Below are 18,843 nucleotides of genomic sequence, written 5' to 3'. Positions count from 1 at the left end.
GGTGACGTGTGTGCAACCCCGCCGTGTGCTGAAGCTCGATTCCCCGGCACCGTCCGTCTCCGATCGGCGCGATCGCGTGCCGATCACGCTGCTCGGGCGGCGCGGCTGTCACCTGTGTGACGACGCGTCGCTCGCGCTCTCGGCGCTGGCTGACACGCTGGGCATTCAGGTGATCGAGACCGACGTCGACCACGACGCGGCTCTGCGTGCCCGATTCGACGTCCACGTCCCCGTGCTGCTGCACGGCGACACCGAAATCTGCCGGCACGCGCTGGACATACCCGCGCTGGAACGCCACCTCGCGACCCTGCTGCGCCGAGACCCGTCATGCAGAACCTGATTCGCAATTTCTCGATCATCGCGCACATCGACCACGGCAAATCCACCCTGGCTGACCGCTTGATCCAGCTCTGCGGTGGCCTCAGTGAGCGCGAGATGGAAGCCCAGGTGCTCGATTCAATGGACATCGAGCGCGAGCGCGGCATCACCATCAAGGCCCAGGCGGTGACCCTCGACTTCAACGCGGCGGACGGCAACACCTATCAGCTCAACATCATCGACACCCCGGGGCACGTCGATTTTGCCTACGAGGTGTCGCGCTCCCTGTCGGCCTGCGAGGGCGCCATGCTGGTGGTCGATGCCTCGCAGGGTGTGGAGGCGCAGAGCGTCGCCAACTGCTACACGGCGGTGGAGCTGGACCTGGAAGTCCTGCCGGTGCTCAACAAGATCGATCTGCCCGCGGCGGACCCGGACCGGGTGGCCGAGGAGATCGAGGAGATCATCGGCATTGATGCGACCGGCGCGCTCGGCATCAGCGCCAAGACCGGCGAGAACGTGCCGGCTCTGCTCGAGCAGATCGTCGAGCACATCCCGTCTCCCAACGGCGATCCCGTCGCGCCGCTCAAGGCGCTCGTCGTCGATTCGTGGTTTGACTCCTACGTCGGTGTGGTCACTTTGGTTCGCGTCATCGAGGGCTGCCTGAACCGACGCGACAAGTTCCAGTTCATGTCGACGGGACGGAGCTACACCGCCGATCAGGTGGGGTTCTTCACGCCCAAGCGGCTGCCGCAGGACCGCTTGGCCTGCGGTCAGGTCGGCTACGTGATCGCGGGGATCAAGGAGATCGACTCCGCTCGGGTCGGCGACACCATCACGTTGGCCAGCAACCCGGCGACAGAGGCCCTGCCGGGTTTTCGCGAGGTCACACCGAAAGTGTTTGCCGGTGTGTTTCCGGTGAGCTCCGACGATTACGAGAACTTCCGCGATGCGCTGGAGAAGCTGCGGCTCAACGACTCCTCGCTCGCCTACGAGCCCGAGTCCTCGGCGGCGCTCGGGTTCGGCTTTCGCATCGGTTTTCTCGGCATGCTGCACATGGAGATCGTGCAGGAACGCCTCGAACGGGAATACAACCTCGACCTGATCACCACCGCGCCGACAGTGGTCTACGAAATCGCCGACACCAAGGGCGTCGTACGGTCGATCAACAGCCCCTCCGAGCTGCCGCCGCCGAACGAGATCGCCGAGCTGCGCGAGCCGATCATCGAGGCCAGCATCCTGGTGCCGCAGGAGTATGTCGGCGAGGTCATCAAGCTCTGCGTGGAAAAACGCGGCGTACAAAAGCGAATGCAGTACGTGGGGCGACAGATTTCACTCGGGTACGAGTTGCCCTTGAGTGAGGTGGTGCTGGATTTCTACGATCGGCTGAAAAGCTGCAGCCGTGGCTACGCCTCCTTCGAGTACAGTTTCCTGCGTTTCGAACCGGCGGACCTGGTCAAGGTGGACGTCCTGATCAACGGCGACAAGGTCGATGCGCTGGCGATCATCCTGCACCGCGCGAAGGCACAGACACGGGGTCGGGACCTGGTCGAGAAGATGAAAGAGATCATCCCGCGGCAGATGTTCGAAGTCGCCGTGCAGGCGGCGATCGGCACGCATATCATTGCGCGTTCCAACGTCAAGGCGCTGCGCAAAAACGTGTTGGCAAAGTGCTACGGCGGAGACGTGTCGCGCAAGCGCAAGTTGCTGGAAAAACAGAAAGCGGGCAAGAAACGCATGAAGCAGATCGGCAGTGTCGAGATTCCGCAAGAGGCCTTCCTGGCCGTGTTGAAGGTGGACTGAGCCGATGACATTCGACTTCGAGATCCTGCTGGTCGGGCTGACCGCCGTCTCAGGCCTGATCTGGGCCTTGAACGCGCTGGTCTTCAAGAGCGACGGCGCCATGGCGGAGTACGGCCGGTCGTTCTTCCCCGTGCTGCTGTTCGTTGTCCTGTTGCGCTCCTTCATCGTCGAGCCGTTTCGCATCCCGTCGGGCTCGATGATCCCGACCTTGCAGATTGGCGATTTCATTCTGGTGAACAAGTTTTCCTACGGCGTGCGCCTGCCGATCGTGCACACCAAGGTCATCGATCTCGGGTCACCCGAGCGTGGTGACGTGGTGGTGTTCCGCTACCCGGATAACCCCCAGATCGACTACATCAAGCGTGTGATCGGGGTGCCGGGTGACGAGATCGCCTACCGGGACAAGCAGGTGTTCGTCAACGGCGAGCCCTTGCCGGTGGAGGTGGTGGGGCCGGTCAACGATCCGAGCGGGCGTGGTATCCAGACGCTGGAACTCAAGGAAACGCTGGGGGATGAGCCCCACCGCACACTCGTGCAGAACACCCCGTTTCGACGGCAGATCCAGACCACCGTACCGCCGGGCCAGTATTTCGTGATGGGCGACAACCGCGACAACAGTGCCGACAGCCGTATGTGGGGCACCGTGCCTGAGGAAAACCTCGCTGGCCGGGCCTTTTTCATCTGGATGAATTTCAGCAAGCAACCTGGAATGGATTTTGATGTGGATTGGAAACGAATTGGTTCCCGCATCCACTGAATCCGAGGTTGGCGTGAAAAATCAGGCAGGTCGTGTCAATTTACTCACTCTCATGGGCGTGGTCGCTCTGTGCGTTTTGGTCGTGGTTGGAATGAAGGTGGCACCGTCCTACCTTAACTATTGGTACATCCAGGCTGCAGTTGAATCGGTTCACGCGTCGCCGCCGCGTTCCTCCGATACTGACGCCGATGTGTACAGGCGTCTTGAACGCCACATGCAAGACAACGCGGTGTACGGCATCGAACCCGAAGAGGTGGTCACGATCACAGGTCGCGGCCCCAAGCGGCGCATCTTTGTGGACTACGAAGTGAAGATTCCGCTGTTTTTCAACGCTTCGCTGGTGTTCAACTTCGGCGAGAACGCCGACAGCGAACCGGGATGAGCCCGGCTCGCTAAACTGAGCGCGTCACCGTCCGTCTGGCGCCCAAGCTCCCAGGGGTACCCGAAGCCCCGATCCGCGCGTGAGGACACGCTACAATGGCGCATGTCCAACCCCCTCTCCGATCTGCAAGCGCGCCTCGAGTACCGTTTCGCCGATCCGCAGCTGTTGACCGCCGCGCTCACGCACCGCAGTGCCGGGGCGGCAAACAACGAGCGCCTCGAATTCCTCGGTGACAGCGTCCTGAGCTGTGCCATATCGGCTGCGTTGTTCCGCCTTCGGCCAGACCTGTCCGAAGGCGACCTGAGCCGGTTGCGCTCGCGCCTGGTGCGCGGCACCGCGCTCGCCGTGATCTCGGCCGAGCTCGGCCTGCCCGGGTTGCTGATCATGGGGCAGGGCGAATTGCGCAGCGGCGGATTTCAGCGCGAGTCCATCCAGGCGGACGCCTTCGAGGCGGTGCTCGGCGCGGTTTTTCTCGACGGTGGCTTTGCCGCCTGCGAGCGCGTGATCTTACGGCTTTACGCTGCGCGCCTCGCCGACCTGCCGGACACCGCGACCCTGAAAGACCCGAAAACGCGCTTGCAGGAGTGGTTGCAGGCGCGCGGTGTGGCGTTGCCCAGCTACGAGCTGGTCGGCAGCGCCGGCAAGGCGCACGAACGGCAGTTCACTGTGGCCTGTCACGTCGCACACGCCAATCTGCGCGTGGAAGCGCGTGGCAGCAGCCGCCGCAAGGCCGAGCAGTGTGCTGCCGAAACCGCGCTTGACGCCCTGACCGACAGCAGCGGAGGCACCGCATGACGCGCGACGACAGGACCAGATTCGGCACAGTCGCCCTGGTCGGACGGCCAAACGTGGGCAAGTCCACCTTGCTCAACCGCCTGGTGGGTGAACGCGTGAGCATCACCGCGCACCGACCCCAGACCACGCGGCACGCCGTGCGCGGCATCGCGACCTGGGGCGAGGTGCAGGCCGTGTTTGTCGACACGCCGGGCATCCACGGCGGTGGCAACCGCGTGCTCAACCGCGTGCTCAACCGCACGGCGCGCGGGTCGCTCTCGGATGTCGACCTCATCGTGATGTTGGTACAGGCTCCCGTGTTCGAAGCCGACGACCAGCTCGCTCTGGACGCGGCCCTGCGCAGTGGCCCGCCAGTGATCCTTGCGGTCAACAAGATCGACCGGGTCAACAACAAGTCGGCGCTGCTGCCATACCTGCAATCGCTTCCGCGGGTGGCCGAGCTCGCCGAGGTCGTGCCGGTCTCGGCGCGCAACGGCGACGGCATCGAGGCACTCAAGGCCTGCTTGATCGCACGGCTGCCCGAGGGCGAGCACGCCTACGAGGCCGATGCCCTGACCGACAAGAGTGAACGGTTCCTGGCCGCCGAACTGATTCGGGAACAGCTGACCCGGCAACTCAACGAGGAGCTGCCCTACGCGATCACCGTGCAGATCGAGCAGTTCGATGCCAGCCCGAGCGGCTACCGCATTCTGGCGGCCATTTGGGTGGAGCGCGAGAGCCAGAAAGGCATCGTGATCGGGCGCCAGGGCAGCAAGCTCAAGGCGGTCGGCACGCGTGCACGCGCACGCATGAGCGAGCTGTTTGGCGTGCCAGTGCACCTCGAACAGCGGGTCCTGGTCCGGCGTGACTGGTCGGACGACCACGATGCCCTGCAGTCGCTTGGCATCAGTGATTGAGCTCGATCCAGCCTGGGTGCTGCACACGCGCGACTACCGCGAGACGAGCTTGCTGGTGGACCTCTTCGGCTTGCGAACCGGCCGGTGTCGCGTGGTTGCAAAAGGCGCGCGACGGGGTAAACGCAGTCAGCGGGCCGTGCTGCAGCCGTTCCGCCCGCTGTTGTTCTCGGCGGTGGGGCGAGGTGAACTGCGCACCCTGACCGCCGTGGAAGACAGCGGCCCGGTGGTGCCGTTGGCCGGCATGGCACTGGCGTGCGGCTTGTATCTGAACGAACTGGTGCTCGCGCTGCTGCCCGCGGGCGATGCCTCGCCTGAAGTCTTTGCTCAGTATGGCACCTCGATTGCCACCATTGCGGCAGGTGAGCCAGCGGGGCCGGCCTTGCGTATCTTCGAATTGACCGTGCTTCTCCACCTGGGGCTGGCGCCGGCCTTTGACGTGACCGCTGGCACCGCGCAGCCCATCGAAGCCGAACGCGATTACGGCCTGTACCGCGACGGCATCGAGCCGGCCTCCGACCAACCGGCGGCGTGTGTCGTGTCCGGGGCGGCGCTGCTGGCGTTGGCGCAACGCGACTTCAGCGTCCACCGTGCAGAGCAACGCAAGCTGCTCGCTGCCCTGTTGCAGGAACCGCTCGGTCACCGCGAACTGCGCAGCCGGGCCCTGTTGCAGGAGTTCCGCGCCCTGGCCGCTCAGCCTGGTCTGCAACGCGACCAGCCGCCCCCCGAGGCGTCGGAGCAACAGGGACATGGCTGAGCCCACACTGCAGGCAGCCGCCCTGGCGTGCCTGATGACCGGTGACCCGGTGGAGAAATGCCGCGCGGTCCGGGCGCTCGCCGCGTCGGTGTCGGCCGGCGCCTGGGACGAGCGTCCCGGCGACGCGGTCCCCGACAGACTGTCGGTCCCGGGTCGTCCGGACAAGCCTGAGCTGGTGCACCCGGCTGCGGTGAAAAAGCGTGGGCCCGGTTCGGCGGTCGGCCGTGCCAGCCTCTACCACGCGCTGGCCCACATCGAGTTCAACGCGATCAACCTGGCACTCGACGCGGTCTACCGTTTCACCGGGTTGCCCCGTCGCTTCGCCGCCGACTGGATGCGGGTGGCTGACGACGAGTCGCGCCATTTCCTGATGCTGACGGATCACCTCGCCGAGTCGGGCTACGCCTACGGTGACTTTCCTGCCCACAACAACCTCTGGGAGATGGCCGTGCGCACCGACTTCGATCCGATGGTGCGTATGGCGCTGGTGCCGCGGGTGCTCGAGGCACGTGGACTGGACGTCGCCCCGGGCATGATCGACAAGCTCGAGGCGGTCGGTGATCCGCGGGGTGCTGCGATTCTGCGGGTCATCCTGCGGGACGAAGTGGAGCACGTGCGCATTGGCAACCGGTGGTTTCTCCACCACTGCGAAGCGCGGGCGCTCGACCCGCGGGCGACCTTCCGGGACCTGCTTCGGCGGCACACGCGCGGGTTTCTCACCGGCCCGTTCAACGAGCGCTATCGCAAGCAAGCCGGTTTCACCGACGCCGAGTTGGCGGACTTGCGAGACATCGAGGCGGAGTTTGTCGCTCAGGTGCGCGACGGGTTGCGCTAGGGGCTCGGTCCGGGCGGCCAGTGGGCCAGGCGGACGCCGTGGTCGTCGAGCAGGGCGACGGTGGCGCCGCCGGGCAGCCACTCACCCAGCACGTGGCGCGTGCCGTCGCCGCAGCGGTGCGTGCCCGGCCGGTGAGTGTGGCCGTGAACCAGCCAGTCGGCCCGGTGCTCCCGCAGCGCTGCCGCGCAGGCCGCGGGGTGAGCGTCGGTGAGTGCGAGCTGCTTGGCGGCGGTCTTGGCGCGGCTCTCGGCACGCAGGGCCTTGGCCTGGGCTTGCCGGTCTGCCAGCGGTTGTGCCAGGAAGGCGCGCTGCCACTCCGGCGTTCGCACCGCGGCGCGCACGGCGAGGTAGTCGGTGTCGTCAGTGCAGAGCGTATCGCCATGCATCACCAGCGCACGGTGTGCGCCGAGCTCGACAACCGCGGTGTCGGCCCGGTCCAGCGTCGCGCCGACACGCCCCGCGAAGTCCTCGCCGAGCAGGAAGTCGCGGTTGCCGTGCATCAGGGTGACCGCGACCCCACGCGCCGACACGGCTGCGAGTGCGTTGAGAAACGGGGCTGCCCAGTCCACCGTGTCGTCGTCACCGACCCAGGCCTCGAACAGGTCGCCGAGGATGTACAACGCCGTCACGTCGTCCAGCGCCGTCTCGAGGTAGCGCACCGCAAGTGCCTGGGTATCAGGGGCACTCGGATCCAGGTGCAGGTCGGATATCAGTGCGACGCGGGTCGGCGGCACCGGGTTGGATCAGTCGTCGACCGTGGCGGTCACGATGAGCACTTCTTCGAGCGGCACGTCACCGTGGTGGCCGACGCTGCCCGTCGGTACCGCGACGATCTGGTCAGCCACGTCCATGCCCTCGACCACGTCGGCGAACACTGCGTAGCCCCAGCCGTTGGGGTTCGGCGCGGTGAAATCGAGGAAGGCGTTGTCCACGACATTAAGAAAAAACTGTGAGGTCGCCGAATGCGGGTCCGAGGTGCGCGCCATCGACAAACTGCCCCGCACGTTCTTCAGCCCGTTGTCGGCTTCGTTCTTGATCGGCGCACGCGTCGGTTTCTGCTGCATGCCGCTCGAGAATCCGCCACCCTGGATCATGAAACCCGGGATAACGCGGTGAAACAGGGTGCCGTCGTAGTGGCCGTCGGCCACGTACTGCTTGAAGTTGGCGCAGGTTTCCGGCGCGCTGTCTTCGTGCAGTTTGATCTTGATGTCACCGAGGCTGGTGGAGAACGTAATCATGGTCGTGTGGTCTTGAAAACGGGAAAGTGGAGAGTGCTGGTTGCGGCGGCGGCAGGGCGGCGGCGTGTCGCTCGGGCCGAGCTCGGCAGTGCACGTGACAGCCGGTCCAGCGGAATGCGTCGCAGTCTACCAGAGCATCCGGTAACATTTTCGGTTTCCACACCGTTGCGCCCCAGGCATGTTGACCCTCTACAACACGCTCAGTCGGACCAAGCAGGCCTTCGAGCCGCTCGAGCCCGGCAAAGTCAAGATGTACGCCTGCGGTATCACGATCTACGACCGGTGCCACATCGGTCACGCCCGGGCCCTGATCACCTACGACATCATCTGCCGCCACCTGCGTGCGACCGGGTGGGACGTCACCTACGTGCGCAACATAACCGATGTCGACGACAAGATCATTGCGCGCGCCGAAGCCAATGGCGAGGCCATTGACGCGCTGACCGAACGCTACATCGCGGCAATGGACGAGGACGCGGCGGCGCTCAATGTGTTGCCGCCCGACCAGCAACCGCGCGCGACCCAATGGATCGACCGGATGATCGAGCTGATCGAGACACTGATCGACAAGGGCCATGCGTACCCGGGAGACAACGGTGATGTTTACTACGCCGTCGACACCTTCGATGGCTACGGCAAGTTGTCGGGCCGCACGTTGGCAGACCAGCGCGCCGGCGAGCGCGTGGCTGTCGACGAACACAAACGCGACCCGCTCGATTTCGTGCTCTGGAAAGCGGCGAAGCCCGGTGAGCCCGCCTGGGACTCGCCCTGGGGGGCGGGCCGGCCAGGGTGGCACATCGAGTGCTCCGCGATGGCCAAACACACCCTCGGGCCGCAGTTCGATATCCACGGTGGCGGTTCGGACCTGATCTTTCCGCACCACGAAAACGAAATCGCGCAGTCGGAGGCGGCGAACGGGTGTGCGCTGGCCAACTATTGGCTGCACAACGGCATGATCACGCGCGACGGCGAAAAGATGTCGAAATCGCTCGGGAATTTCGACACGGTTCGCGACCTGCTGGCGCACCACACCGGTGAGGAAATCCGGCTGTTCGTGGTCGCCGCGCAGTACCGCTCGCCGCTGGCCTTTGTTGCGAGTTCACTCGACCAGGCGCGCGCCTCGCTGACCCGCTTGTACAGTGCCTTGCGCGACGCGCCAGCGGCCGATGACGCAGCGCTCGACGTCGACGCCGTGGCGCGCTTCGACGTCGCGATGAACGACGACTTCAACACGCCGGTGGCGTTGGCTGTGTTGTTCGAGCTGGCCGGCACGGTCAACCGGGCCTTGGCCGACGGAGACCCCGCCGGTGCCGTCACTGCGGCGCACACGCTGCGCAGTCTGGGCCAGCGGCTTGGCCTGCTGTACCTCGACGCCGAGGCCTACTTGCAGCGCGACACCGGTTCGGCCGGGCTCTCGGCGGCGCGTGTCGACGAGCTGGTCGCCGAACGCATCGCGGCGCGCGGTGCGCGCGATTTCGCCCGCGCCGATGCGATTCGTGACGAATTGACGGCGGCGGGCATCACGCTCGAGGATGTTGACGGGCAGACACGGTGGCGGCGGGGCTGACGGCGGTTCAGGGAGCGTGGGGCTGCATTGAACCTCTTGCGATCCCGGCGTATACTCACTCGGCTTGGCAGCTTGTTAACTGTCTCGACGGGGCATGGCGCAGTCTGGTAGCGCATCTGGTTTGGGACCAGAGGGTCGCAGGTTCGAATCCTGCTGCCCCGACCACTTGCCGCGTGCGCTGAACGCGTGCGTATGGCAGGGTGGCGCACAACGGCGCTGTGAACGCCGGGGTGTGCCACGATAATGCGCTCGTAGCTCATCTGGATAGAGCATCGGCCTTCTAAGCCGAGGGTAGCAGGTTCGAGTCCTGCCGAGCGTGCCAGTTTCAGTGGTGGGCGTAGCTCAGTTGGTAGAGCACAGGGTTGTGATCCCTGTTGTCGTGGGTTCGATCCCCATCGTCCACCCCACTTTTTTTCAGCCCGACTCAGGTCGGGCTTGTTTGTGCTCGGACCGCCGAATTGCGATCCGCGCCAAGGCTCAAACGGGCGTCACCGTCGCTGTTGTCGGTGCTGCGCGGGGGTGAATCACGATCTCAAGGGCGAGAGTGGCGGAATTGGTAGACGCGCTGGATTTAGGTTCCAGTGGGGTAGCCCCCGTGAGAGTTCGAGTCTCTCCTTTCGCACCAACAAATGTCCGTCGGCCAGCCCCGCTGGTTTGACGCTAAACCATCGAATCAGTTAGAGGAAGACCATGCAAGTCACCGTCGAATCGAGCGAGGGCCTGCAGCGCACGATCGCCGTTTCAGTGCCAGCTGAGAGGGTTGATACGGCTGTCGATCAGCGCCTGCAAGAACTGCGTAAGAGCGCCAAGATCAACGGGTTCCGGCCCGGTAAGGTGCCGATGCAGGTGGTGCGCAAGCGCTACTCCGGGCAAGTTCGCCAGGAAGTGGTGGGCGAGTTGATCCAGAGCACGTACCAGGAGGCCATTGAGCAGGTCAACCTGCGCCCGGCCGGCTGGCCCAGTGTCGAGCCCGCCGACAGCGACGGCGACGACTCGGGTGAGTTCGCGTACAAGGCGACGTTCGAGGTCTACCCCGAGGTCAACCTCGCCCCGGCCAGCGAGCTCGCGCTGGATCGGCCGACGGCCGACGTACAGGACAGCGATGTCGAGGACATGATCGACACACTGCAGAAGCAGCGCACAACCTACGAAGTGGTCGAGCGCGAGGCACAGGACACGGATCAGGTCATGATCGATTTCACCGGCTTTATCGACGGTGAAGCCTTCGAAGGTGGCACTGCCGAGGGCGCTCCTCTGGTGCTTGGCTCCAACACCATGATCGACGGCTTCGAGTCCGCGATTGTCGGCCTCTCCGCGGGCGACGAGAAACGCATCCAGGTCACATTCCCCGAGGCGTACCACAACGCCGAACTGGCCGGTAAGCCGGCTGAGTTCGACATCAGGGTCAACGAGGTGCGCGCGGCCGACGTGCCCGAGCTCGACGACGAGTTTGTCAAGGCGTTCGGCGTCGAATCCGGCGGACTGGATGCACTCAAACAGGACATCCGGTCCAACATGGAACGCGAATTGCGCGGTTCAGTGGAACAACTGGTCAAGCAGAACGTCATGGATGGGCTGATCGAGCAGAACGAGGTCGAGCTGCCCAAGGCGCTGGTGAGCGACGAGATCGGGCGCTTGCGCCAGCAGCTGATTGGACGCATGACCGAACACATGGGCGGCCAGAAACCGCCGGAGGGGACCTCCTTCCCGGATGACATGCTCACCGAGGAGGCGGAACGTCGGGTCAAGTTGGGCCTGGTCATTGCCGAAATCGTCAAGAGCGCGGAACTCAAGGCCGATCCGGACAAGGTCCGGGCTCGCGTCGAAGAGTTGGCCTCGGCCTACGAAGACCCCAAACAAGTCGTTGACTACTATTACGGAAACCCCGAACTGCTCCAGAGTGTCGAAGGTGTGGTACTCGAACAGGTCGTGACCGACTGGGTTCTGGACCAGGCGAAGGTCACGGACGAGCCGCTGGCCTTCAAAGACGTGATGGAGCGTCGGCAGCAGTCGCGCGCAGGCGCATAGGAGACAGTGAATCTGATGTCTTTGGACAATCTGGACGGATACGGCATCGCGGGTGTGAGCAACGCACTTGTGCCGATCGTGGTGGAGCAGACCCCGCGCGGCGAACGTTCGTACGACATTTATTCACGCTTGCTCAAAGAGCGTGTGATCTTCGTCGTCGGGCAGGTTGAGGACCACATGGCCAACCTGATCGTGGCGCAGCTCCTCTTTTTGGAGTCGGAGAATCCAGAGAAAGAGATCTACCTCTATATCAATTCGCCCGGTGGGTCGGTCACCGCGGGCATGTCGATCTACGACACCATGCAGTTCATCAAGCCCGATGTGAGCACGATGTGCATCGGCCAGGCGGCGAGCATGGGCGCGGTGTTGCTGGCGGCGGGCGCCAAGGGCAAGCGCTTTGCGCTGCCCAACTCCCGGGTCATGGTGCACCAGCCCATGGGCGGCTTTCAGGGCCAGGCATCCGACATCGACATCCACGCGCGCGAGATCCTCGGTATCCGTCAGCGCTTGAATGAAATTCTGGCCGAACACACCGGTCAGAGCCTCGACAAGGTGCAGGAAGACACCGACAGAGATTATTTCCTCAACGCCGACGCGGCGCTTGAGTACGGCTTGATAGACAAGGTGGTCAGCAGTCGGGCTGTGACGTCAGCAGACTGATTCAGGAGGCCGGTGCTCGGCGGTGTGACCGGCTCGCCAAGGCAGCCGATCACCAAAGCTGGGAAGTGGATCGCAGCTCGGACCAAGCCGGGTTGCAATGGCTCATGTAAGGCGGCATTGTGAATCCATTGGCGCCTGGGAGATGACAGATGGGTGACGGTGAAGATCGCGGCAAAGACGACAGCAAGCTGTTGTACTGCTCGTTCTGTGGCAAGAGTCAGCACGAAGTACGCAAGCTGATCGCTGGCCCGTCGGTGTTCATTTGCGACGAGTGTGTCGACCTTTGTAATGACATCATTACCGAGGAGATCCAGGAGCAGAGCACATCGAGCAGCGCGAAACTGCCCAAACCCACCGAGATCAAGGACGTTGTCGACCAGTACGTGATCGGGCAGGAAGCCGCCAAGCGGATTCTGGCGGTCGCGGTGTACAACCACTACAAGCGCCTCGAGCACAGCGGTGGCAAGGACGAAGTCGAGCTTGCCAAGAGCAACATCCTGCTGATCGGCCCGACAGGCTCGGGCAAGACCTTGCTGGCCGAGACGCTCGCGCGCCTGCTCAACGTGCCGTTCACCATCGCCGACGCCACCACGCTGACCGAAGCCGGTTACGTGGGTGAAGATGTCGAGAACATCATCCAGAAGCTGCTGCAGAAGTGCGACTACGATGTCGAGAAGGCCCAGAACGGCATTGTCTACATCGATGAAATCGACAAGATCTCGCGCAAGTCCGACAACCCCTCCATCACCCGCGACGTGTCGGGCGAGGGCGTCCAGCAGGCGTTGCTGAAATTGATCGAGGGCACGCTCGCCTCGGTCCCGCCGCAGGGTGGCCGCAAGCACCCGCAGCAGGAGTTCCTGCAGGTCGACACCCGCAGCATCCTGTTCATTTGTGGCGGCGCCTTCGCCGGTCTCGAAAAGATCATCCGCGATCGCACCGAGAAGGGCGGTATCGGGTTTGCCGCCGACGTGCGGGCCAAGGACGGTGATTCGGCGCTGGGTGACGTGTTGCACCAGACCGAGGCCGAAGATCTGGTCCAGTACGGCTTGATTCCCGAGTTTGTCGGTCGCCTTCCGGTGATCGCGACGCTCGAGGAGCTCGACGAGGACGCCTTGGTGCGCATCCTCAAAGAGCCGAAGAACGCACTGACCAAGCAGTACGAGAAGCTCTTCCGCATCGACGGCATCGAGCTCGAGTTCCGCGAGGACGCGCTCTATACGCTTGCCAAGAAGGCAACGGAACGCAAAACCGGTGCACGGGGACTGCGCACGATCCTCGAAGGCGTGCTGCTCGACACCATGTACGAAACCCCCTCGGAGGAGGGGATAAAGAAAATCGTCATCGACGACGCCGTCGTTCGCGGCGAAGCCCAACCGTACAAGGTGTACGGCACCGGCGACGACGCGGCAAACGAGAAAACCGCGTTCCGCAAGGCCGCATCCGACGACTGAGGTCGGACGCCCTCGGCACCGATCGGGGGCTGGCGTCCCCCTGCAATCGGCCTGCCCCCGGGCTATCGCGACGTTTGGTACCATGTCCGCAATTCCGTGACCGGCGACGCCGTCGCCGTGTTCCGCTGTCCTGTTTGAGGAGTCCCGCGTGTCGAACGAAAGCGCGCTGCAGTTCCTGCCCGTCTTGCCCCTGCGAGACGTGGTGATCTACCCCCACATGGTCACGCCCTTGTTCGTCGGGCGCGCCAAATCGATTGCCGCGCTCGACGCGGCCATGCTCGACCAGAAGCGGGTCTTCCTGATCGCACAGTGCAGCTCCGATGTCGACGAGCCCGGTGTCGGCGACCTCTTCTCGCAGGGCACGGTCGCCAACGTGCTGCAGCTGCTCAAGCTGCCTGACGAAACCATCAAGGTGCTCGTCGAAGGCGAGAGCCGTGCGGTGTTGCACCAGCTCGACACGGCGTCCGACGGCTACCTGATGGGCGGCATCGAGGTGCTGTCCGAACCGCCGTTCTCGCGTGAACAGGAACGCGACGTGATGATCCGCTCCATACGCGAGCTGTTCGAGCAGTACGTCAAGGTCAATAAGAAGGTCCCGGCGGAGGTGCTGTCGACGCTCGACGGCATCGATGACCCGTCGCGGCTGGTCGACACCATCGCCGTGCACATGTCGCTCAAGCTCGAAGAGAAGCAGGGTGTGCTGGAGATCCTCGACGTCGGCGCGCGCTTCGAAAAGGTCATGGCGCTGATCGAAGGCGAACTCGACGTGCTGCAGGTCGAGAAGCGTATTCGGGGTCGCGTCAAGCAGCAGATGGAAAAGAGCCAGCGCGAGTACTACCTGAATGAGCAGATGAAAGCCATTCAGAAGGAACTCGGCGAACTCGAGGACGCACCCAACGAGATCGAGGATCTCAGTCGTCGTGTGCAGGAAGCTGGCATGCCGCAAGAGGCTTTCGACAAGGCGCAGTCCGAACTCGGCAAGTTGCGGCAGATGTCGCCGATGTCGGCCGAGGCCACGGTCGTTCGAAACTACCTCGACACGCTCTTGGGGGTGCCCTGGGTAAAGCGGAGTCGCGTCAAGTCGGACCTCGCGGCCGCGCAGAAGATTCTCGACCGGGACCACTTCGGACTGGAGAAGGTCAAGGAACGTATTCTCGAGTACCTGGCCGTGCAGAAGCGCGTGCGCAAGCTCAAGGGACCGATACTCTGTCTGGTCGGTCCGCCCGGTGTGGGCAAGACATCGCTGGGCCGCTCACTCGCCGCGTCAACCGGTCGGAAGTTCGTGCGCATGTCACTCGGCGGCCTGCGCGACGAGGCGGAAATCCGCGGACACCGTCGCACCTACATCGGCTCGATGCCTGGCAAGATCGTTCAGAACCTCTCCAAGGCAGGCACACGCAACCCGCTGATGTTGCTCGACGAAATCGACAAGATGTCGATGGACTTCCGGGGTGACCCGTCCTCGGCCATGCTCGAGGTGCTCGACCCGGAGCAGAACAACAGCTTCGCCGACCACTACCTTGAAGTCGACGTGGACCTGTCCGACGTGATGTTTGTCGCCACGGCCAACTCGCTCAACATCCCCGCACCGCTGCTGGACCGCATGGAGGTGATTCGCATCGCCGGATACACCGAAAACGAGAAGCTCAGCATCGCGCGTCGCTACCTCTTGCCCAAGGCCATCAAGGACAACGGGCTCAAGGCAGACGAGCTCGCCGTACCCGATGAGATGGTGCTTGAGACCGTGCGCCGTTACACGCGTGAAGCCGGTGTCCGCAGTCTGGAGCGCGAGATCAACAAGATCTGTCGCAAGGCGGTCAAGGACGTGCTGACCGGAGACATGGTTGCACCGATCACGGTCGACACCGACCTGCTCGAGCGGTACCTCGGTGTGTACAAGTACCGTTACGGCCTGGCAGAGCAAAACGATCAGGTCGGGCAGGTGACAGGCTTGGCATGGACAGAAGTCGGTGGTGAGTTGCTGACCATCGAGGCCGGCGTGATCAGTGGCAAAGGCAAGTTGCACTACACCGGACAGCTTGGCGATGTCATGCAGGAGTCCATTCAGGCTGCGCACACCGTTGTGCGATCGCGTACCGCCAGCCTGGGGCTGGAAGTGAATTTCTACGAGAAGCTCGACCTGCACATTCACGTACCCGAAGGTGCGACACCCAAGGATGGGCCGAGTGCCGGTATTGGCATGTGTACGGCGATGGTGTCTGCCCTGACCGGTATACCGGTCAAGTGTGATGTCGCCATGACCGGTGAGATCACGTTGCGCGGGGAAGTCCTGCCGATCGGCGGCTTGAAAGAGAAGCTGCTCGCTGCTAACCGCGGCGGCATATCGCAGGTGATCATCCCGGCTGAAAACGAGAAGGACCTCGCCGAAGTGCCGGCGGATATCCTCGACGGTCTCGATGTCGTCGCGGTACGCTGGATCGATGAGGTGCTCACCCTGGCACTTGCGGAGCAACCCAAGCCGCTGGACCCGCAGCCGACGTCGGTGGCTGAGGTAGAAGCCGTTGGCAAGGGCCCAAAGGGGTCCGGCGTGTCGAAGCACTGAGGCGCTGATCCCGTCGCTCCCACCGTGTTTGCGTGCGCGAAGCACGCCTCGATGCACTATCTTGTGTGCATGCGCTCGGGTTCGGACGCGTATACTCAGGGGCGCGCGCTGAACACGCTGACCGGGGTCCGGTTACCGTGATGGAAAGCAGCGCCCCGAACACCACGACAGCCTGCGCCCGGCGGTGCCGCCGGACGACTGTCGGTCGCGCGGTGCCCTCACCGGTTGCGGCCTTTAACCCCTTGAGGAAGAGAATGTGAACAAATCAGAGTTAGTCGACGCCATCGCTGACAAGGCAGACTTGTCCCGTGCCGAAGCCAGCCGTGCGTTGGATGCCTTGACCGCCGTGGTGTCGGATGCCCTCAAAGGCGGCGATCAGGTCGCGCTGACCGGATTCGGCACGTTCCTGAGCCGCCGTCGCGAAGCCCGCGAAGGGCGCAACCCGAAGACCGGCGAAACCATTCAAATCGCGGCGGCCAACGTGCCGGCGTTCAAGGCTGGCAAAGCACTGAAAGATGCCGTAAACTAGTCGGCTTGGGTGCTTAGCTCAGTTGGGAGAGCGTCGCCCTTACAAGGCGAGGGTCGGGGGTTCAAGTCCCTCAGCACCCACCACACGCATTCTGGAGCGGTAGTTCAGTTGGTTAGAATACCGGCCTGTCACGCCGGGGGTCGCGGGTTCGAGTCCCGTCCGCTCCGCCATCAGTTCGAACAGGGCGCCTCAGGCGCCCTGTTTTGTTTCCGGGCCTGAACTTCGCTCGGATCAACCGGTCAGGAATGAGGCTGCGCGACCCTGCGGTGCGCGCGCGTTTTGGAGGGGACAGTTCATGTTGACATCTTTCCGCGACGGCTTGCGGAACTCGAAAATCCTCAAATACGTGTTCGTTGGCATCATCTCGGTGCCCTTCGTGTTTGTCGGTGTGGCGAGTTACGTGGGCGGTGGCGCCGACGTGGATGCGGCCACGGTCAACGGCGACGCGATTCCCACAGCGCGTTTCGAACAGGCGAACTACCAGCAGCAGCAGCGCATGCGGCAGCTGTTCGGTGGTCAGTTGCCGGCCGAGTTGATCAACACCCGGGCGCTCCGCGAGGACGTGCTCGAGGCCCTGATCAACGAGCAGCTGATGCTGCAACGCTCGCAGGCCGACTACTACACCGCGTCGGATCTGGAACTCGCCAAGGCGGTTCAGACCGACCCGAATTTTCAGGTGGATGGCCAGTTCGACCGCGACCGGTATGCACAGATCCTGAGCGCGAACCGCAGCTCACCGCTGGTTTACGAGGAGACGCTTCGGCGTCAGCTGGTATTGCAACAGCTCTACCAGGCCATCAGCAGTTCCGATTTCGAGCTCGACGGCGAGCGCCTACGCAGCGCAGCACTGTCAGGTCAGGAGCGCGAAGTGTCGCGAGCGCGCTTCAGCCTCGGTCAGCTCCGCGACACCCTGAGTGTCTCCGACTCGGAGATCGAAGCGCGCTATCAGAGCAACCGCGACGACTACATGCGACCCGAGCAGTACAAAGTCGCGTACATTGACGTGAACGCTGACGCCTTGCGCGACGGCGTCAGCCTCGACGAGGACACCATTGAGGGTGAGTACCAGCGCCGCATCGGTGAGTTCGGCCGGGCTGAAGCCCGCGAGGCCTCTCACATTCTCGTCGCCGTCGACGACATCGAGTCCGGCTCCGAGGTGGACGCGGCGCGCGAGAAAGCCGAGGCTTTGCTCGTACGTATCCGCGCGGGCGAGGACTTTTCGGCGATTGCGGCCTCCGACTCCGATGACGCGGGGTCCGCCGACATCGGCGGCAGCCTGGGCGAATTCGAGCGGGGTGTCATGACCCCGGCCTTTGATGACGCCGTCTTTTCGCTCGACGTCGGCCAGATCAGCGACGTGGTTCAAACTGATTTCGGGTTCCACATCATCCGGCTCGACCGCATCGCTGAGACCACGGCGGCGCCACTCGACGAGGTGCGCGGTGAGATCGAAGCGGGTCTGCGGGCCCAGCTGGCAAGTGAAGCCTTCGCCGACCAGCGCGAAACACTCTCGGCTGAATCCTTCGAGAACCCGAACAGCCTGGACTCGGCGGCTGACCTGCTCGGCGTCGAAGTGCAGGTGTCGGATTGGGTCAGTGCTGAGCTGACCGACGGGCTGGGCGCGTTCCCGGCCGTGCTCGAAGCGATCCGCAGTGACGATGTGTTCAACCAGGCGCTCAACTCCGAGATCATTGACCTCGGTCCGGAGCGCTCGGTGGTACTGCGTCTCGAGGATGTCCAGGCGACCGAACTCAAGCCGCTCGATGAGGTGCGCGCGCAGATCGAGGGCGAGTTGCTCGACCAGGCGGCGGCGACGCGTGCTGACGAGCTGGTGGCCAGTGTGCTCGCGGCTGTCGAAAGCGGGACTCCGCTCGAAGACGCGGCGTCAGAGTTGGGTGCCGTGTTCGAGCCGCCGGTTTGGGTGGCTCGGCAGGGCGGTGTCGTCGATGGCGCCGTCGCGACAGACGTATTTGAAGCGTCCCAGCCGGGTTCAGGTGGGCCGGTGTACCTCCGCAGCGAACGCGGCGACGGTGACCCGGTGGTGGTGGCTCTGCACGCCGTGCGGGCTGGCTCGCTGCCGGCATCGGACGCGCAGCAGGCCAGCGCGTACGCGCTCGCTTTCGGCAACGCTGCGTTCAGGGCCGTGCAACAAGCCATGCGTGCAGACGCCGACGTGACTATCAACGAACGCGTGCTCGACCCGGATTTCGTGCCCTACGGCGCCGATCACGGCCAGGGCCTCTGACCCGGGCCGGAATCACGCACCGCTC

17 protein-coding genes and 6 tRNA genes are annotated in these 18,843 nt (G+C 63.9%); 21 read left to right on the top strand and 2 right to left on the bottom strand.

What is annotated here, in order from left to right; all coding sequences use genetic code 11:
• Window positions 1-10: 10 nt before the first annotated feature.
• From AAGA11_03160 to AAGA11_03125, 8 genes are all read left to right on the top strand, one after another.
• Complete coding sequence (locus AAGA11_03160) at window positions 11-340, top strand: glutaredoxin family protein (GenBank protein MEM9601836.1); 330 nt, start codon at window positions 11-13, stop codon at window positions 338-340.
• On the top strand, window positions 328-2,118 hold the full coding sequence (gene lepA / locus AAGA11_03155; protein MEM9601835.1) for a translation elongation factor 4: 1,791 nt from the start codon (window positions 328-330) through the stop codon (window positions 2,116-2,118). The genes AAGA11_03160 and lepA overlap by 13 nt, the downstream gene beginning before the upstream one ends.
• Window positions 2,119-2,122: 4 nt before the next feature.
• Complete coding sequence (gene lepB, locus AAGA11_03150; protein ID MEM9601834.1) at window positions 2,123-2,875, top strand: signal peptidase I; 753 nt, start codon at window positions 2,123-2,125, stop codon at window positions 2,873-2,875.
• A gap of 13 nt (window positions 2,876-2,888) precedes the next feature.
• The gene (locus AAGA11_03145; protein ID MEM9601833.1) at window positions 2,889-3,257 is read left to right on the top strand and encodes a DUF4845 domain-containing protein; all 369 of its coding nucleotides are present in this window, start codon (window positions 2,889-2,891) and stop codon (window positions 3,255-3,257) included.
• A gap of 102 nt (window positions 3,258-3,359) precedes the next feature.
• Window positions 3,360-4,052 carry a ribonuclease III gene (rnc, locus tag AAGA11_03140; protein MEM9601832.1) on the top strand — a complete coding sequence of 231 codons (693 nt, stop codon included), beginning with the start codon at window positions 3,360-3,362 and terminating at the stop codon, window positions 4,050-4,052.
• A complete protein-coding gene (era, locus tag AAGA11_03135; protein MEM9601831.1) occupies window positions 4,049-4,948 on the top strand; it encodes a GTPase Era in 900 nt (299 codons plus the stop codon). Before rnc ends, era begins: the two co-directional genes overlap by 4 nt.
• Window positions 4,941-5,702 carry a DNA repair protein RecO gene (gene recO, locus AAGA11_03130; GenBank protein ID MEM9601830.1) on the top strand — a complete coding sequence of 254 codons (762 nt, stop codon included), beginning with the start codon at window positions 4,941-4,943 and terminating at the stop codon, window positions 5,700-5,702. Before era ends, recO begins: the two co-directional genes overlap by 8 nt.
• Window positions 5,695-6,537, top strand: a complete 843-nt coding sequence (locus AAGA11_03125; protein ID MEM9601829.1) for a ferritin-like domain-containing protein — start codon at window positions 5,695-5,697, stop codon at window positions 6,535-6,537. Before recO ends, AAGA11_03125 begins: the two co-directional genes overlap by 8 nt.
• Here AAGA11_03125 and AAGA11_03120 read toward each other — a convergent pair.
• Entirely contained in the window at window positions 6,534-7,271 is a 738-nt protein-coding gene (locus tag AAGA11_03120; GenBank protein MEM9601828.1) for a UDP-2,3-diacylglucosamine diphosphatase, read from the bottom strand. The genes AAGA11_03125 and AAGA11_03120 overlap by 4 nt on opposite strands.
• Before the next feature lie 9 nt (window positions 7,272-7,280).
• The gene (locus AAGA11_03115; GenBank protein ID MEM9601827.1) at window positions 7,281-7,775 is read right to left on the bottom strand and encodes a peptidylprolyl isomerase; all 495 of its coding nucleotides are present in this window, start codon (window positions 7,773-7,775) and stop codon (window positions 7,281-7,283) included.
• Window positions 7,776-7,953: 178 nt separating this feature from the next.
• Here AAGA11_03115 and cysS point away from each other — a divergent pair, with 178 nt between their 5' ends.
• The 13 genes from cysS to AAGA11_03050 all read left to right on the top strand — a co-directional run bounded on the left by cysS (window position 7,954) and on the right by AAGA11_03050 (window position 18,818).
• The gene (cysS, locus tag AAGA11_03110) at window positions 7,954-9,342 is read left to right on the top strand and encodes a cysteine--tRNA ligase (GenBank protein MEM9601826.1); all 1,389 of its coding nucleotides are present in this window, start codon (window positions 7,954-7,956) and stop codon (window positions 9,340-9,342) included.
• Between the two features lie 88 nt (window positions 9,343-9,430).
• Window positions 9,431-9,507, top strand: a tRNA-Pro gene (locus tag AAGA11_03105).
• A gap of 80 nt (window positions 9,508-9,587) precedes the next feature.
• Window positions 9,588-9,664 (top strand) — tRNA-Arg (locus tag AAGA11_03100).
• A gap of 9 nt (window positions 9,665-9,673) precedes the next feature.
• Window positions 9,674-9,749, top strand: a tRNA-His gene (locus tag AAGA11_03095).
• A gap of 131 nt (window positions 9,750-9,880) precedes the next feature.
• Window positions 9,881-9,967 (top strand) — tRNA-Leu (locus AAGA11_03090).
• Window positions 9,968-10,032: 65 nt separating this feature from the next.
• On the top strand, window positions 10,033-11,370 hold the full coding sequence (gene tig, locus AAGA11_03085) for a trigger factor (GenBank protein MEM9601825.1): 1,338 nt from the start codon (window positions 10,033-10,035) through the stop codon (window positions 11,368-11,370).
• Between the two features lie 15 nt (window positions 11,371-11,385).
• Window positions 11,386-12,030, top strand: a complete 645-nt coding sequence (gene clpP / locus AAGA11_03080) for an ATP-dependent Clp endopeptidase proteolytic subunit ClpP (protein ID MEM9601824.1) — start codon at window positions 11,386-11,388, stop codon at window positions 12,028-12,030.
• A gap of 149 nt (window positions 12,031-12,179) precedes the next feature.
• The gene (gene clpX, locus AAGA11_03075) at window positions 12,180-13,481 is read left to right on the top strand and encodes an ATP-dependent Clp protease ATP-binding subunit ClpX (GenBank protein ID MEM9601823.1); all 1,302 of its coding nucleotides are present in this window, start codon (window positions 12,180-12,182) and stop codon (window positions 13,479-13,481) included.
• A gap of 148 nt (window positions 13,482-13,629) precedes the next feature.
• Complete coding sequence (gene lon, locus AAGA11_03070) at window positions 13,630-16,044, top strand: endopeptidase La (protein MEM9601822.1); 2,415 nt, start codon at window positions 13,630-13,632, stop codon at window positions 16,042-16,044.
• A gap of 256 nt (window positions 16,045-16,300) precedes the next feature.
• Window positions 16,301-16,573: an HU family DNA-binding protein gene (locus tag AAGA11_03065; GenBank protein MEM9601821.1), complete on the top strand. Its 273-nt coding sequence runs from the start codon at window positions 16,301-16,303 to the stop codon at window positions 16,571-16,573.
• Window positions 16,574-16,580: 7 nt separating this feature from the next.
• Window positions 16,581-16,656, top strand: a tRNA-Val gene (locus tag AAGA11_03060).
• A gap of 10 nt (window positions 16,657-16,666) precedes the next feature.
• Window positions 16,667-16,743: transfer RNA gene (locus AAGA11_03055), tRNA-Asp, on the top strand.
• 125 nt (window positions 16,744-16,868) lie between these two features.
• Window positions 16,869-18,818, top strand: coding sequence for a SurA N-terminal domain-containing protein (locus AAGA11_03050; protein MEM9601820.1), 1,950 nt, complete (start codon window positions 16,869-16,871; stop codon window positions 18,816-18,818).
• Window positions 18,819-18,843: the final 25 nt, after the last annotated feature.

This window comes from Pseudomonadota bacterium (assembly GCA_039196715.1).
Taxonomy (GTDB): Bacteria; Pseudomonadota; Gammaproteobacteria; order CALCKW01; family CALCKW01; genus CALCKW01.
Note: the sequence above shows the minus strand (reverse complement) of the source record. Positions and strands in the feature narration are given on the sequence as shown.

Bases quoted from the DNA above. Each gene is read 5' to 3' on its own strand.
- lepA (MEM9601835.1), top strand. From the start codon at position 328: ATGCAGAACCTGATTCGCAATTTCTCGATCATCGCGCACATCGACCAC.
- clpX (MEM9601823.1), top strand. From the start codon at position 12,180: ATGGGTGACGGTGAAGATCGCGGCAAAGACGACAGCAAGCTGTTGTAC.
- AAGA11_03115 (MEM9601827.1), bottom strand. From the start codon at position 7,775: ATGATTACGTTCTCCACCAGCCTCGGTGACATCAAGATCAAACTGCAC.
- rnc (MEM9601832.1), top strand. From the start codon at position 3,360: ATGTCCAACCCCCTCTCCGATCTGCAAGCGCGCCTCGAGTACCGTTTC.
- AAGA11_03050 (MEM9601820.1), top strand. From the start codon at position 16,869: ATGTTGACATCTTTCCGCGACGGCTTGCGGAACTCGAAAATCCTCAAA.
- cysS (MEM9601826.1), top strand. From the start codon at position 7,954: ATGTTGACCCTCTACAACACGCTCAGTCGGACCAAGCAGGCCTTCGAG.
- clpP (MEM9601824.1), top strand. From the start codon at position 11,386: ATGTCTTTGGACAATCTGGACGGATACGGCATCGCGGGTGTGAGCAAC.
- AAGA11_03125 (MEM9601829.1), top strand. From the start codon at position 5,695: ATGGCTGAGCCCACACTGCAGGCAGCCGCCCTGGCGTGCCTGATGACC.
- tig (MEM9601825.1), top strand. From the start codon at position 10,033: ATGCAAGTCACCGTCGAATCGAGCGAGGGCCTGCAGCGCACGATCGCC.
- era (MEM9601831.1), top strand. From the start codon at position 4,049: ATGACGCGCGACGACAGGACCAGATTCGGCACAGTCGCCCTGGTCGGA.
- lepB (MEM9601834.1), top strand. From the start codon at position 2,123: ATGACATTCGACTTCGAGATCCTGCTGGTCGGGCTGACCGCCGTCTCA.